Origin of the sequence: Methylomonas sp. LL1 (genome assembly GCF_015711015.1) — a bacterium.
GTDB lineage: Bacteria > Pseudomonadota > Gammaproteobacteria > Methylococcales > Methylomonadaceae > Methylomonas.
Genome location: NZ_CP064653.1, coordinates 1371723 through 1385741 on the forward strand (window position 1 = coordinate 1371723; position 14019 = coordinate 1385741).

The following is a 14019-nucleotide window of genomic DNA, read 5'->3' on the forward strand; positions in this document are numbered from 1 at the left end:
GGCGGCAAGGATGCCGCTGTCGAGCCTACATGAGCGTTACTGGACTTTAATTGGCTGAGAAGCAGGCAATACCGAAGGTAAAGGAATGTTCATCGTTATTTGCCGGAGCACGGGATTGAACTCATCCACATCGACCGCAAGCATATGTCCGGTATTGGTGCCGATATAGGGTTGCATGGCTGTGACCATATACGGAAAAGTCAGCCGCAAATCGTTACTCCGCCCCTCGCTCTGCACACTGATTTTCCATAGTTGCCGAGGCGTTTGCTGTTGCAAATAAGCCTCCATATCGTAGGCATCCAGCGATAAATAACGCTTATACAGGGTATAGGTTTCGATGCGCTGCGTATAGTAAGTCGACATCATCGGATAATAGCGGTATCGCCTACTATAAAAGGGATAGTAGCCCATATCGTTCCAAACCGGCACCTCGTAGGCATATTGATACATTTGCGGCGCGCCGACTCCATAACTTAAAAACAGCACCATATCGCCATCCCGCAAGGAACTGGCTTTGCTAAAACCCCGATTGATCAAAACTTTTTCCACATAGGTTTTGAACTCGATAAATTGCAAATCCTGTTCGCTGACCTCCTTGCCGCCGGGCAATATCACAAAACGCTGTTTGTTTTGCGCATCGGCCGTCGTCAGCGCATCCACATCGGAGCGGACCGTCATGGGTTGCGGGCCTGTTGCGCAGGCCGCCAGCAACAAGGCCATGATACTGAACGGGACTATTCGTCTACAAAGGCGTTGTATCTGGGTATTCATCGTCATCCCCCTCGCTGTTTTCCGCTTTGGATTGTTCGGCTTGCCGCCAACGCAGTTCCGCGGCTTGCCGACGCTGGATCTCGGCCAGTGTCCGCTTGTCGTCCAAAATAGCCTGATGCGCCAGTTGATCGGTAATCCGCTGCCTCTCGGCCAGTCTCTGTTTGGCTTCAAGCTGTTGCGCCATCCGCAATTCAATTTCCAGGCTGATCTGTTTCAGCTGTTGCTCGTGCTCGACCTGCTCGGCATGTAACCGCCTCTCTACTTCGCGTTGATTGGCAATCTGTTGTTCCCTGTCCAACAGCATTTGAATTTGCGCCTCGGCTTCCTGGAGCTGAATTTGGCGTTGCATTTCCGCCAATTGCTTCAGATGCTCCCGTTCCTGTTGTTTCGCCAACAAAGCCTGTTGTTCAATCAGCCGTTGCTGACGCAGCATTTCCTGATTTTTTTGCTCGCCGAGTTCAAAGGTTTTTTTCAATACATGTAGATATACGCTGTCTCTGCCGAGTTGCACATCCGGAAACTCGACAAATGACACCGACATGCGACAGACAGCTTCGGCTTGGATATGATGCTGGGTCAGCACTTCGCATACCGAAATAGCTATGCGCTTTTCATGATTAACCAAGCCTTTTTGCACCCAGCTACCGTCCGCCAGATTACTGAGTTCCTGATTGATTTTGTCTTCGATCACATCCGCGTATAACGCTTGAATATGCTGATTGATGCTTTCCAGCATTTCACTATTTTTCAGCACATAAGCCAGAGTGGCCTGAAAGCGTATATCCAGCGCAATATCCAGCGTGCAAAACTCATCGAACAATTTCAGCTGCCGCCGATAATCCCAGGTTTCGATGCTAAGCGGATATAGCTGGTGGTAAAAACGTTTGTTGAACTTACCCGGCCGCAGAAACAAGCGCTTGAAGGGGCCAAGCTTGAATACAACCAATTGGCGGTTGGCATCAAAACCCGCGACCCAGTCTTCGGGAACCGGGAGATTTTGTTCAAAAATATCTTGGCCGGCCAGCCAGGCGTCCAGTTCGCTGTTTTGATGATTCATGACTGATCGCCGGACGGATTAACCAAGGCTTTGGCTTTCAGCGCCGCGATTTTATCCGACATTTTCTCGGCAATCAGCGGGTACAGATTGGGCGCAAACTCGACGGTTCTTGCATCGACTTTGCGTAAAAAACCACGGCTCAATAATAGGCCAACCACAAACATCCGGGTCCAGTCGGAATAACGCCTGGCCTTTTCCAACTCGGATTTTTCGATGATCATTTCCAGCTCGTCATTCTCGTTGATCCGAAATTCGCTGAACTGCCTCAAACACTCGAATACCAGTTCTTCTTCCTGCGCGGTCAACGGACCGGGCGCGGTAAACTCAAGCCGATACGACAACAGCACGGTAAAAAAATCCACCATGGCCGCGCAGGCAAAGGCAAACCAGGAAAATCCCTGCCACATCGCAAACGAAGGTTTGACTTCTTCGATGAATTGCTTGTAAGTCATCAACATCGGCGCGTCCGGCAGCAGCAAACCCGCGCTACTGGAAAGTTGATTTACAATCAATTGAATATCTTGATAATTTTTCAGCAACTGCTGATAGGCCGGCTCAGGATTTTCGGCCACGTCCAGATCGCTCAAGCTGGTTTGCAACGAACGAATTTTGCTGTCCAATTCGAGAAAGGCTTGTTCTTGCCCCTGGAATGCCTGCTTTTTTTCCTGATAGACTTGATTGTAGTGACGCCAAAACGGTCCCTCACCGACCTGATTTTTGTAGCCAGGCCCAATTTGATCATGGGTACCGAAATAAGCTTGCGATGCATCGAGTGAAGCTTGATCAAGCTCCTGTTTGTGTTTTTGCAACAGCTGGCCTTTTTGGACCAGGACGGTATCCAGATAGGTTTTGATGTCCTGCCTGATTTGTTGCACCCGATTAATATGCAGGGTTTCCTGCTCGGATATTTCGTAAAATTTGAAATAAGAAAAGGTGACGGATGCGGCCAGGGCGATAAACAACGAGGCCACGACCGAAAAGTAGCGTGTCCGATTGGCGGTCCAATGTATCCCGGCCATTTCCAGCGAGCAAATCACGATAATCGACTGAATGGCAATGGTGATAACCAGCGCTATCCAGGGCGTAATGAAATGCGATAAACCGTAATAGGTGGTAAAACCCGACGAGACGCTCAGCATCAACACGATCGGTATGGTCCAGATTCGCAGCATGCTGACGAACAGCGTTTGGATACGGTTGATGAAATACCCGAGCCCCGCCGAACGTATTTTTAATCTGGAATCATTCATGGTGACGATGTAAGTTGGAAAGAGATCAAGCTTCGATCAAGCCTAACTATGCAAAATCCGATTGAAGCCGCAACTTGCCCCGCGCGAACCATCGTAGAACCCGGTGTGCCTAGTGGAATTTAACTCATGCTCAAGTAACGCTCGCCGGTATCATGAATGACGGTTACCACGGTTTTGCCGGCGCCCAGCTGTTCGGCCACGCGTAAAGCGGCGTGGACACTGGCGCCGGACGAAATTCCCACCATCAAGCCCTCTTCCCGAATCAGGCGCACGCGCATGGCAAAGGCCTCCTGGCTACTGACCAATTCGATAGCGTCGAGTAAATCGACATCCAGATTTTTCGGCACGAAGCCGGCTCCGATGCCTTGAATCTTATGTGGACTATGCGTTCCGCCGGAGATAACCGGCGACTCAAGCGGTTCTACCGCAATCGCTAAAAACTTCGGATTACGGGCCTTGATCACATCCGCCACGCCAGTGATGGTGCCGCCGGTACCGACCCCACAGACAAAGGCGTCTATTTGCCCACCGGTAGCAGACCAGATCTCCTGGGCCGTGGTTTGCCGATGAATTTCCGGATTGGCCGGATTTTCGAACTGCTGCGGCATAAAGGCGCCACTTTGTTCCACGATTTCCCTGGCTTTGCCGATCGCACCCTTCATGCCTTCGCCGCCGGGCGTCAATACGATTTCGGCGCCATACAGGGCAAGCAATTGTCGCCTCTCGACCGACATGGTTTCCGGCATCACCAAGACACATCGATAACCACGCGCGGCGGCTATCATGGCCAAGGCAATGCCGGTATTACCCGATGTCGGTTCTACAATCGTCCCCCCGGCTTTCAAAATCCCGGATTTTTCGGCCGCCAGTATCATGGCCAGCCCGATCCGGTCCTTGATCGAGCCTCCCGGATTTCTGGACTCCAGTTTAACCAGTACGGCCGCCGACTGTTCGGGAACGATATGCTGCAATTTGACTAACGGTGTATTGCCAATTAACTGGGAAATATTACTGACGTTAGCCATGGCCCTTACTCCGGTTATTTATCAATTTTAAAGGCTAAAAACACCGGACTGCCATTACGTTGAATCAGCATCGCAATCGATTTTCCGACCGGCAGCTTGGCGACGATTTTATTGAAATCGGCCGCATCCCGAATCGGCGTGTTTTGAACCCGCAGAATCACATCGCCCGGTTGGATGCCCGCATCCAAGGCAATACCTTTGCCGACTTTTTGTACCAAGACGCCGTTTTTTTCCACCTGTAATTGCTGGCGTTGCTCATCGTTCAAATCCGCCACCGCCAATCCTAAACGATCGACGGCGGTTTCCGGCAAGGCGTCGGTATTGATTTGAGCGGCAGCCTGAGCCGGCAACAGACCTACCTTGACGGTCAACTCTTCCTTGTCACCTTGTCGAATAATTTTTATGTTGGCTTTTTCATCGACCGGCGTCATGCCCACGATGGGGGGTAACTCGCCCGAAGTTTCGATGATATGGCCATCGAAGTCGACGATGATGTCGCCGATTTGAATACCGGCTTTTTCCGCCGGGCCACCGGGAATAACCTTGGCAACCAAGGCGCCGTGTGGCCTATCCATACCGAACGACTCCGCCAATTGCCGGGTCACATCCTGGATTTGAACCCCCAACCAGCCGCGCGAGACCTTACCCTTGGTTTTGATTTGTTCGGCCACATTCATCGCCACATCAATCGGTATCGCGAACGACAACCCCATATATCCGCCGGAACGGCTGTATATTTGCGAGTTGATACCGACAACCTTGCCTTGCATGTTGAATAACGGGCCGCCGGAATTACCTGGATTGATGGCTACGTCGGTCTGAATGAACGGTACATAGTTACCGTCCGGCAAGCTACGGCCCTTGGCGCTGACAATCCCCGCAGTCACCGACTGTTCGAAGCCAAACGGCGTGCCTATCGCCAAAACCCATTCACCGACCTGAAGTTGTTCGGGCGCGCCAATTTGCACTACCGGCAATTCCTTGGCCTCGACTTTTAATAGCGCGACATCCGTGCTTTCATCCGAGCCGATCAGTTTCGCAACCAACTCCCGTCTATCTTTAAGTTTGACCACTATTTCAGAGGCGTTATTCACCACATGATGGTTAGTCAATATGTAGCCGTCTTTCGAGAGCACAAAACCGGAGCCCAGCGAGTTGGTCTCTCTAGGCACATAACCGCGACCGGGTCCTTGAAAAAAATGCCGGAAAAAATCTTCCAACTCGGGCGGCACGTCTTGCGGCATCGGTTGCTGATCCGAATCGGCGGACTGCATGTCCGGAGCTTTTTGAGTCGTACTGATATTCACCACGGCATCGCCGTTGTTTTTCACCATTTCGGTGAAATCGGGTAATTGCGCATGGGCAGCGGTAGTCAAGACTACCAATAACCATATACTATTTACGAACTTGTTAAACATGTATTCTCCATTGAACCTTAACATTCTGAATCTTTAAATCGTCTCGTCGTTTAACGTAAAGCCACGCCGGTAGCGACAAACTCAACGGTTTTCACCGGCACTTCGCCTAGCACGGTAATTTGCAAATCACCGATCACTCGACTATAGGAATTGACCGGCCCCAACGTTCTCAAGCCTTCAACGGCATGGGGACCCTTGGCCTCGAAATAGACCGAGATACTGGAAAAGCCGTCGCTGATCAGCAAATGATCGACAGTCTTTTTCGATTGTTGCATGGTATTGCGAATAAAAAACACTTTTTCAAACCCCGCGGGCCAATTTTTCAACTTGATTAGCGAGTTTTCGAAGCTGTCGGTTTGAGCCAGATGTTGATGATGAGCGTGCTCATCATCGGAAGATGAACTATCGGAAGGGGGATTGGCCTGGTCGACACTAAGTTCGGTGAACAACACCTGCTCCAATGTGCCGCCATCCAACCCATAGACTTCAACCTTCAATGGCAGCAAGGAGTCGGTATCGACCCATATTTTACGGGCATAACGCATTTCATCTTTCGGCAAAACGGCGATGATTTGCGCCGGCCGCATTGCAATCATTTCCCGTCCGGCCACCGCCAGGAGATATTGGCCTTCCACCCGTTTTGGTTCCAGCGGTAAATTGACGATGAAGGAGCGATCGATCGGATGATGTGTTTCAATAGTTTGACTGGTTTCCTTATACAAACAGCTAATTTCACTGGATTTTCGAATAACCTCGCGCAACGGCGAATTCAACGAAGTCAGCCGTTCCTGTTCGATGCCATTTTCAACGGTGTGCTGATATTTCATGGTATCAACCTGACCGTTTTTCATGAAAACCACGGTGCCGTGGTAATTGCGGTGCTTCATCGCATCGCTGATTTTTTCCAGCCACTGTTGGCCGTTCAACGACTGACTATCGTCAGCAAAAGCAGCGGAAATACAGAGCAAAAAGACGAGTAAAAATCGCATTAACAAGATTATTTTTGTTGATAACTGGCCAAGCGCGCATAGGAAGAATTGCCAACGTTGTCATTGACATACCAGACATTGTCATGTGCCTGTAAATATTCCTTGAAACGTGCGTTCATTTGTTCCGCTTGCACCGAACGCTGTGCGATGGCATTGACATCGGCATAGGGTTGAACTGGATGTTGCAACTGATTGGCCGAAAACCACACTACCGCCAGCACCACCGAAGCGGCAACCGCCAAGGCGGATTTTTTAAAATTGTCGTGGGTTTTCTTGCGGGGAAGAAAGTAAATCGGTTCTTGTTTCAATTTTTGATGAATCTTATCGGCAAAATCAGGACTTGCCAGCGAACACTGCTCGCTTTTCAACGCCTGGCTGATCAGCGCATAACGGCGTAATTTGGCTTGTAATTCGGTTTCATGTTGCAGAGCTTTCAATAAAGCATAAGCCTGGGTGTTGTCGAGTTCATCATCAACCAGTAATGACAATTTTTCGTTAAGTTGTTCTTGCATGGTAATACCTTTAACCGAGCAATGGGTTTAATTTTTCATCGATAGCTTCGCGAGCCCTGAAAATCCTGGAACGTACGGTGCCAATGGGACAATCCATGGCTTCGGCGATCTCTTCGTAACTCATGCCTTCAAATTCGCGTAAAGTGATCGCAATCCGCATTTCCTCGGGCAGCTTTTCAATAGCCGATTTAATGACCGTGATTATCTGGTCATTCATCAACTGGTGCTCCGGAGTTTCGATGTCTTTAAGTTGCGGCGCGTTCTCGGTCTGTTCGGCATCCTGCATATCCACTTCGTAGTCGGAATGCCGCCTGGAGCGCGACAACAAATAGTTTTTAGCCGTATTAATGGCTATTCGATATAGCCAAGTATAAAAAGCACTGTCTCCACGGAAATCGCCCAACGCTTTATAGGCCTTGATGAAGGTATCCTGAGCCACATCCTGCGCTTCGCTGGGATCTTTGACGTAACGATTCACCAAATGCACAATTTTGTGCTGGTACTTGATGACCAGAAGATCAAAGGCGGATTTATCACCTTGCTGGACTCTGCGCACCAAGTTTTGATCTAAATCTTCGGAGAGCCTTATTGGTTCGTTCACTGAGCTATTTCGATGATGGGATTGACAGAATTAAACCGCATTAGTTCTGGCAATACAAAAAAAATTACCACACGCTTAAAACACGATATGATTTTCAAAAAACTGTAACAAACTTTATCTCGCAAGCAGACTACATTGACATCGAACTCAACTCATCATTATGACGTCCTGATCGCCGGCAGCGGTGGCGCTGGCCTGAGTCTAGCCCTGCATCTGGCCGACAACTATCGGGTTGCGGTACTAGCCAAATTCGCCCTGACCGAATGCAGCACCTATTATGCACAAGGCGGCATTTCCGCCGTGTTTGACGATCAGCACGACTCGATTGAATCGCATATCGAAGACACCCTGATCGCCGGCGCCGGCTTGTGTGATCCGGAAATCGTCCATCTTACCGTATCCCAGGGCCGAGCAAGCATTGAATGGCTGCGACATCAAGGCGTCAACTTTACCGAGGAAAGTGGAGTTGATGGCACCAAACAACTGCATCTGAATCGAGAAGGCGGCCACTCCCACCGCAGGATAGTCCACACCGACGATGCCACCGGCAAAGCCGTATCGCTGTCGCTGATTCAACGCGCCCAAGATCATCCTAACATTAGCCTGCTGGAATATCACAATGTCGTGGAATTGATTACGGCGGAAAAACTGGGACAAACGCCGCAACGCATTTTGGGGGCTTATGTTCTGGACAGCAAGGCCGGTAAGATTAAGACTATTGCCGCCAAAATCGTGGTTTTGGCCACCGGCGGCGCTAACAAAGTTTATTTATATTCCACCAATCCGCATATCTCCAGCGGGGACGGGATTGCCCTAGCCTGGCGCGCCGGCTGCCGGATCGGCAACATGGAATTCATGCAGTTCCATCCTACTTGTTTATATCATCCCTCCGCCCGTTCCTTCTTGATCAGCGAAGCCGTGCGCGGCGAAGGCGGACACTTGATTTTACCGGATGGCGAACGTTTCATGCGCCGCTATGACGAGCGGATGGAACTGGCGCCGCGCGACATCGTGGCCCGCGCCATCGACAGCGAAATCAAGAAACGCGGTATCGACTGCGTGTTTCTGGACATCAGCCACAAATCGCGCGAGTTCATCCAGAAACATTTCCCGACTATTTATATGCAATGTCTGGAATTGGATATCGACATCAGCCAGCAACCCATCCCGGTGGTGCCGGCCGCGCATTACACCTGTGGCGGCGTAATGACCGACAGTAACGCCAGGACTGACATTCGCGGCTTGTATGCGATTGGCGAAGTCGCCTGTACCGGCCTGCATGGCGCCAACCGGATGGCCAGCAATTCGCTGCTGGAATGCCTGGTGTTTGCCGAACAGGCCAATCAGGACATTCGACGCCAGTTCGACAGCATACCCGAACCACCGCCATTACCGGTTTGGGATGAATCTCAGGTCAGCGATTCGGACGAAGAAGTTGTGATCGCGCATAACTGGGACGAGTTGCGCCGTTTCATGTGGGACTATGTCGGCATCGTCCGCACCAACAAACGCCTGGAACGGGCCATGAACCGCCTGATTCTGTTGAAGGATGAAATCAGCGAATACTACGGCCAGTTTCGGGTCACCAGCGATTTATTGGAATTGCGGAATCTGGTGATCGTGGCCGAACTGATTATCCGCAGCGCCCAACAACGCAAGGAAAGCCGTGGCTTACACTTTACCAAGGATTATCCCGACCTGGATAATAGCCGGCCGCCGCAAAATACCATCCTGACGCCGACCAAACCAACGAAGAAATAATAGCTGCTTGCGTAGGAACAGCTCCAGGCGATCTTCCGCGAAAACTGTTGTCCGGCTCCCAGCATTTATGAAAATTGTTTTATCTGATTTTCAATACGGTGCATAAATTATGCAGTTCCTGATTCTGGTTAGAAATCTCAAGATTAACGGTAAACTCTTTAGGAAACTCACCATTAATGAAGTTTGGAACGGTACAGTTCCGGCCAATACCCGACCGTCGGGGTCACTATCCAATTTCAATAGTTAAGGCAACCTGTGACCCAGTTGACTGACCGGTATTCGGCCAGGGCAATCGCGCTATGTAGCACTTGCCCGATCCTATCGTTTAGTATAGTGATTTGCCCCAAAACGCAGATGTTACCTGATCCAATGCCCTATTTGGCTAATCTTGAAGACCCGCGGCGCGAAACCAAAAACAAGCTGCACAACCTCGGCGATATTGTCATGATTGTATTGTGCGCGGTGTTGAGTGGCATTGAAGACTGGGTAGGCATGGAAGAGTTTGCCGAAGAAAAAGAAGATTGGCTTAGGACATTTCTGGCACTACCGAACGGCATTCCCTCGCACGATACCTTGAGCGATGTATTTGGGCGATTGAATCCCAAAGCCTTTGCGGATGCCTTTCAGTGTTGGGTGCGGGCGGCCTTGCCCAGCCTTTCGGGTCAGCAAGTTTGTTTGGATGGTAAAACCCTGCGCGGCAGTCGTGAAGGGGATAAAGCCGTGCATTTGATGAGTGCTTTTGCCGCTGAAGCGCGCTGGGTATTAGCGCAGCAAGCGGTCGGCGAAAAAACTAACGAAATCACGGCCATTCCGGATTTGTTGTCGATGTTGGATATTCAAGGCGCCTTGATCTCGATTGATGCCATGGGCTGCCAAAAAGCCATTGCCCAAACCATCGTCGCGGCGCAAGCCGATTATGTGTTGGCTCTCAAGGATAATCACGCCTTGCTTTGCGAAGACGTTCGACTCTGGCTGGATACGGAAAATGCCCAAAGTCGATTACCCATCCATGAAACGATCGACAAAAGTCACGGGCGCATCGAAATACGCCGCTATAGCTTGAGTACCCAGATTGATTGGTTGACGCAAAAGCCAGACTGGGCCGGACTACAAGCCGTTGGAAGGGTTGAATCAACGCGCATCATCGGCGATAAAACCTCGGTCGAGCATCGTTACTATTTGTGCTCATTTACCGATTTGTCGCGCTTTGCCAAAGGTGTCCGACAACATTGGGCGATTGAAAACTCACAGCACTGGGTGTTGGATGTGCAATTTGGCGAAGACGCCAATCGAGCCAGAACTGATCATTCCGCCGAAAATCTGGCATTGATGCGACGGATGGCCTTGAATCTGCTCAGGAACAACGGTCCAACTAAAGATAGCTTGAAGCGCCGTAAACTGCGGGCCTGTCTAAACGACAACTATCGCTTCAAGTTACTTTTTGGGACAGAAGCTACATAGCGCGATTGCCCTGGGTATTCGGCGAGCAAATTGACAATATCACTGCTTCACTACGGCCACTTTGCGACATTCATATTAATCTAAAATCATGCCTTTGAAAGTCCGCTGTTTGGCAGTAATCTGACTTTAACTAGACTCAGTTTTTGATTGCATTAGCTTTGTAAATATAAGCCACGCCTGATTAAGGAAATTTTAAGCCGCTCTCAGCAGAATGCGCCACAACTGAATCATTATCCAAAAAGGAGTTCATATGTTCAGAATGGCACAGATTATAATTGTGGGGTTGTTGCTTTCATCAAATGCATTCGCAGATGATGACTGGGGTGAGTATCGTGAACATCATCACGGCCACCATCACAGGCAAAATTATTATCCCTCTTATCGAGAAGAGGTTGTGTATATGCCGCAAAGGGTTGTTGAAGAAGAAATTGTCTATGTTCCCGAGCAAGTGGTGGAATATGTTCCGGTACAGCCTCGTTACTATGCACCACCTCCTCCACCGGTTAATTATTACGGTTACGATCAACGCTCAACACAAGGTTTAGTGAGTGGCATGATCGGCAGCGTGATGGGTTATGAAATAGGCAGAGGTGATCCTTTGGCGGCAGGCATCGGTGCTGCTGCAGGCGCCTGGATCGGGAACGGTATGTATTAAAAATTGCAGGGTAAATAATGCTTGGGTGAGTCAGCATGATCATGCCAACAAAAATGGTACTGCGACATCGCCGAATTGTACCTATTGCCATGGCACAACCAGTGCCGGTTCACCGTTAAGCGCCATCAAGGTTACCAAAACAATCAATGCAGGTGTATTTGGTACTAAACACAGGCCAGCGGGCTATCAAGTCAGCTGTTACAGTTGCCATAACGTCCCGAACCCCTAGTTTTCAAAAGTTCGTACCCATAGATATCCCCCAAGTAGAGGCGATAAGCTGCACTCAGCTGCCATGAGCATTAATACGGCTAACGTGGCAGGAGTAAATCTTCCAGAAAAAAAGCGGATAGTTCTGTGCGTCCAGTCACGCCCGCTTTCCGGTAAATCGCACGCGCTTGGTCGCGAATGGTGCGCTCACTGACATTGCGAAGCTGGCCAATTTCGCTATGACTCAAACCCTTTAACATCAGCATACCGACTTCGGCTTCTGCTGGGGTGAGTTGCCAATTGTCAAACTGCTTCTGTATTTGAACAGCCAGGCCCGCAATAAGCTCACGATTTGCCTCACGCCATTCTTGAGATTGTTGCGTGGCTAAAGCCAAATCTTGCGTCAGCAAATTTATTTTGGTTTGTGTAAATTGATAATAAAGCCGACCGAAATAGACCAGCCCTAGCAGAGAAAGCATCAGAATGATGGCTTCGACAAACAAGTGCGGCCACGGCACGCCATCTCGATAGTCCCCCAGAAAATCCAATGTTATCAGCACTAAAACCAACAAACATATGCTAATAGCCCATTGGCTGAAGCGTTTGTTATCGTTGATAAATGCCATAAATAGTGTCCTATACGTCGGATGACGGATGCCAAAGAAGCCAGTTTAACGCAACATGTAGCTCAACTTGATTTGAACGAGAACTGATTGGGAGTAACGACATGACAAATGAGAAACAAACTTTAAGGGTCTGGGAGCCAGTGATTCGTATTGGACATTGGATTTTAGCGCTTGCATTTTTTACGGCCTATTTCACCGAAGATGATTTCATGACCTTACATGTGTGGGCAGGTTATGTCGTGGGTGCTTATTTGCTCACTCGAATAGTGTGGGGCTTTGTGGGTGGGAAGTACGCGCGCTTCAGTAGTTTTATCTATTCCCCAAGCCGAATTATGGGTTACCTAAAAAACCTGATAGCAGCCAAACCTCAGCATTATATCGGCCATAATCCTGCGGGCGGTGTCATGGTGATCGCCTTATTACTCAGTTTGTCAGCAACCACCTTCACGGGTTTGAAGCTCTACGCTGTGGAAGACAATAAAGGCCCTTTCGCCCTGTCAGCAACTCAAGTCCAGACACAAATTCAGTCCGTCAGCCTGATTTCTGTGGCTAACGCAGAAGATAACGAAGAAGAAGATGATGAAAAATCTGAACTGATTGACAGCGAATACAAGATCGATAAGCAAGCGGAAGAGTTTTGGGAAGAATTGCACGAGTTCTTCACTAACCTGACCCTGTTGTTAGTGTTTCTACACATTATAGGTGTTGCCGTATCCAGCTACATCGATAAAGAGAAATTGGTTAAAGCGATGTTTACAGGAAACAAAGACATTGATGACACTTACCAGTAGTATCCACATCCATAATGCCAAAATTCTAAAAAGGAGCTTGTTTGAGACATTCTGAATTTCATCGCGCCCATCGTATCGGCTGGTTACGCGCCGCCGAATTAGGCGCTAACGACGGCATCGTTTCAACCGCCAGTCTTGTGATCGGCGTTGCTGCTGCCCATGCGAATCTCCAGGCCATTATTGGTTAGCGGCACAGCTGGATTGGTAGCCGGTGCCTGTTTTTGGCCGTCTGCAGACGGATATGAATAGCCCAAATTTCCTTCAATTTTAGTGGCGATTTCTGACCAATCAATCTACCTGTATTCCAAGGTGTGTGTTGATTGCTTGAATTTTCTTGGTTCATGACAATCTCCTAACTGTTGTTTAAGGAGATTTATTGTCATGCTATGCTCTGGATCGGGCGCTGACCGGCCACTAATTGACATTCGAAGCTTTGTACCAAATGTCGGCAAGGATTCAGCGAGCTGTCATTCAACGCTAAGCTCACTCGCGGTGTACTCTTAGGACAAAATGCCATAAAATTCTAGCGTGCGAGCCTGGCAGTTTGGCCTCGACGCACACCGTCTGGTGGAACTTTTTGTTATGCTTTTTAACCTCCAAAACATTGTAACTCAAGTTCAATGGACTAATGAAATTTAATGGCTGCAACTGCGATCAGGAAAACACTTAAGGCGTGGTACGCTGGGTGGCTTGACAGACGTCGCTCTCGTGAGGCATTCATAAACTTACCAGACTTGACGCGCGCTAGATTTATCCTACCGTTGAAAAACCACACAGAAAAGGTGAACGAACTCATTACTCAAATTGAACGTTCTCGTGGTTGCTGTTATTCGATCTCGTCAATCTCATTTCAGCAGAGGACGCCACCTCTCTTCAAGCTTGGCCGTACACCAGA

15 protein-coding genes are annotated in these 14019 nt (G+C 49.3%); 5 read left to right on the plus strand and 10 right to left on the minus strand.

The window, feature by feature from the left end; genetic code table 11:
* Positions 1-36 precede the first annotated feature (36 nt).
* The 8 genes from IVG45_RS06655 to rpoE all read right to left on the minus strand — a co-directional run bounded on the left by IVG45_RS06655 (position 37) and on the right by rpoE (position 7623).
* A complete protein-coding gene (locus IVG45_RS06655; RefSeq protein WP_230874778.1) occupies positions 37-771 on the minus strand; it encodes a hypothetical protein in 735 nt (244 codons plus the stop codon).
* Entirely contained in the window at positions 743-1828 is a 1086-nt protein-coding gene (locus tag IVG45_RS06660; RefSeq protein ID WP_196437081.1) for a hypothetical protein, read from the minus strand. Before IVG45_RS06660 ends, IVG45_RS06655 begins: the two co-directional genes overlap by 29 nt.
* Positions 1825-3078 carry a hypothetical protein gene (locus IVG45_RS06665; RefSeq protein WP_196437082.1) on the minus strand — a complete coding sequence of 418 codons (1254 nt, stop codon included), beginning with the start codon at positions 3076-3078 and terminating at the stop codon, positions 1825-1827. The genes IVG45_RS06660 and IVG45_RS06665 overlap by 4 nt, the downstream gene beginning before the upstream one ends.
* Positions 3079-3197: 119 nt before the next feature.
* Positions 3198-4103 carry a cysteine synthase A gene (gene cysK / locus IVG45_RS06670; protein ID WP_196437083.1) on the minus strand — a complete coding sequence of 302 codons (906 nt, stop codon included), beginning with the start codon at positions 4101-4103 and terminating at the stop codon, positions 3198-3200.
* A gap of 14 nt (positions 4104-4117) precedes the next feature.
* On the minus strand, positions 4118-5521 hold the full coding sequence (locus tag IVG45_RS06675; RefSeq protein WP_196437084.1) for a DegQ family serine endoprotease: 1404 nt from the start codon (positions 5519-5521) through the stop codon (positions 4118-4120).
* A 50-nt stretch (positions 5522-5571) separates the two neighbouring features.
* Positions 5572-6510 (minus strand): MucB/RseB C-terminal domain-containing protein, encoded by a 939-nt coding sequence (locus IVG45_RS06680; RefSeq protein WP_196437085.1) that lies wholly within the window; start codon positions 6508-6510, stop codon positions 5572-5574.
* Positions 6511-6518: 8 nt separating this feature from the next.
* Positions 6519-7022, minus strand: a complete 504-nt coding sequence (locus IVG45_RS06685; RefSeq protein ID WP_196437086.1) for a sigma-E factor negative regulatory protein — start codon at positions 7020-7022, stop codon at positions 6519-6521.
* A gap of 10 nt (positions 7023-7032) precedes the next feature.
* Positions 7033-7623, minus strand: coding sequence for an RNA polymerase sigma factor RpoE (gene rpoE / locus IVG45_RS06690; RefSeq protein ID WP_196437087.1), 591 nt, complete (start codon positions 7621-7623; stop codon positions 7033-7035).
* A 135-nt stretch (positions 7624-7758) separates the two neighbouring features.
* Between rpoE and nadB the strand changes: the two genes are divergently transcribed.
* The 3 genes from nadB (at position 7759) to IVG45_RS06705 (ending at position 11500) form a co-directional block, all read left to right on the plus strand.
* The gene (nadB, locus tag IVG45_RS06695; protein WP_196437088.1) at positions 7759-9384 is read left to right on the plus strand and encodes an L-aspartate oxidase; all 1626 of its coding nucleotides are present in this window, start codon (positions 7759-7761) and stop codon (positions 9382-9384) included.
* A 354-nt stretch (positions 9385-9738) separates the two neighbouring features.
* The gene (locus tag IVG45_RS06700; protein ID WP_196435104.1) at positions 9739-10845 is read left to right on the plus strand and encodes an ISAs1 family transposase; all 1107 of its coding nucleotides are present in this window, start codon (positions 9739-9741) and stop codon (positions 10843-10845) included.
* A 250-nt stretch (positions 10846-11095) separates the two neighbouring features.
* Positions 11096-11500 carry a hypothetical protein gene (locus IVG45_RS06705; protein ID WP_196437089.1) on the plus strand — a complete coding sequence of 135 codons (405 nt, stop codon included), beginning with the start codon at positions 11096-11098 and terminating at the stop codon, positions 11498-11500.
* A gap of 308 nt (positions 11501-11808) precedes the next feature.
* On the opposite strand, the gene IVG45_RS06710 is transcribed toward IVG45_RS06705, so the two are convergent.
* A complete protein-coding gene (locus tag IVG45_RS06710) occupies positions 11809-12333 on the minus strand; it encodes a helix-turn-helix transcriptional regulator (RefSeq protein WP_196437090.1) in 525 nt (174 codons plus the stop codon).
* A 101-nt stretch (positions 12334-12434) separates the two neighbouring features.
* Between IVG45_RS06710 and IVG45_RS06715 the strand changes: the two genes are divergently transcribed.
* Both IVG45_RS06715 and IVG45_RS06720 read left to right on the plus strand, forming a co-directional pair.
* Positions 12435-13124, plus strand: a complete 690-nt coding sequence (locus IVG45_RS06715) for a cytochrome b/b6 domain-containing protein (RefSeq protein ID WP_196437091.1) — start codon at positions 12435-12437, stop codon at positions 13122-13124.
* A gap of 41 nt (positions 13125-13165) precedes the next feature.
* On the plus strand, positions 13166-13312 hold the full coding sequence (locus IVG45_RS06720) for a VIT1/CCC1 transporter family protein (RefSeq protein ID WP_230874779.1): 147 nt from the start codon (positions 13166-13168) through the stop codon (positions 13310-13312).
* On the opposite strand, the gene IVG45_RS06725 is transcribed toward IVG45_RS06720, so the two are convergent.
* Positions 13309-13467 carry a hypothetical protein gene (locus IVG45_RS06725; protein WP_230874780.1) on the minus strand — a complete coding sequence of 53 codons (159 nt, stop codon included), beginning with the start codon at positions 13465-13467 and terminating at the stop codon, positions 13309-13311. The two genes, IVG45_RS06720 and IVG45_RS06725, sit on opposite strands and share 4 nt — an antisense overlap.
* Positions 13468-14019 lie beyond the last annotated feature (552 nt).

What these genes read in the sequence shown, in the direction of transcription:
- IVG45_RS06705 (WP_196437089.1), top strand. Translation starts at nt 11,096, where the DNA reads ATGTTCAGAATGGCACAGATTATAATTGTGGGGTTGTTGCTTTCATCA.
- IVG45_RS06710 (WP_196437090.1), bottom strand. Translation starts at nt 12,333, where the DNA reads ATGGCATTTATCAACGATAACAAACGCTTCAGCCAATGGGCTATTAGC.
- IVG45_RS06715 (WP_196437091.1), top strand. Translation starts at nt 12,435, where the DNA reads ATGACAAATGAGAAACAAACTTTAAGGGTCTGGGAGCCAGTGATTCGT.
- cysK (WP_196437083.1), bottom strand. Translation starts at nt 4,103, where the DNA reads ATGGCTAACGTCAGTAATATTTCCCAGTTAATTGGCAATACACCGTTA.
- IVG45_RS06655 (WP_230874778.1), bottom strand. Translation starts at nt 771, where the DNA reads ATGAATACCCAGATACAACGCCTTTGTAGACGAATAGTCCCGTTCAGT.
- IVG45_RS06675 (WP_196437084.1), bottom strand. Translation starts at nt 5,521, where the DNA reads ATGTTTAACAAGTTCGTAAATAGTATATGGTTATTGGTAGTCTTGACT.
- IVG45_RS06680 (WP_196437085.1), bottom strand. Translation starts at nt 6,510, where the DNA reads ATGCGATTTTTACTCGTCTTTTTGCTCTGTATTTCCGCTGCTTTTGCT.
- IVG45_RS06660 (WP_196437081.1), bottom strand. Translation starts at nt 1,828, where the DNA reads ATGAATCATCAAAACAGCGAACTGGACGCCTGGCTGGCCGGCCAAGAT.
- IVG45_RS06700 (WP_196435104.1), top strand. Translation starts at nt 9,739, where the DNA reads ATGTTACCTGATCCAATGCCCTATTTGGCTAATCTTGAAGACCCGCGG.
- IVG45_RS06725 (WP_230874780.1), bottom strand. Translation starts at nt 13,467, where the DNA reads ATGAACCAAGAAAATTCAAGCAATCAACACACACCTTGGAATACAGGT.
- IVG45_RS06665 (WP_196437082.1), bottom strand. Translation starts at nt 3,078, where the DNA reads ATGAATGATTCCAGATTAAAAATACGTTCGGCGGGGCTCGGGTATTTC.
- IVG45_RS06685 (WP_196437086.1), bottom strand. Translation starts at nt 7,022, where the DNA reads ATGCAAGAACAACTTAACGAAAAATTGTCATTACTGGTTGATGATGAA.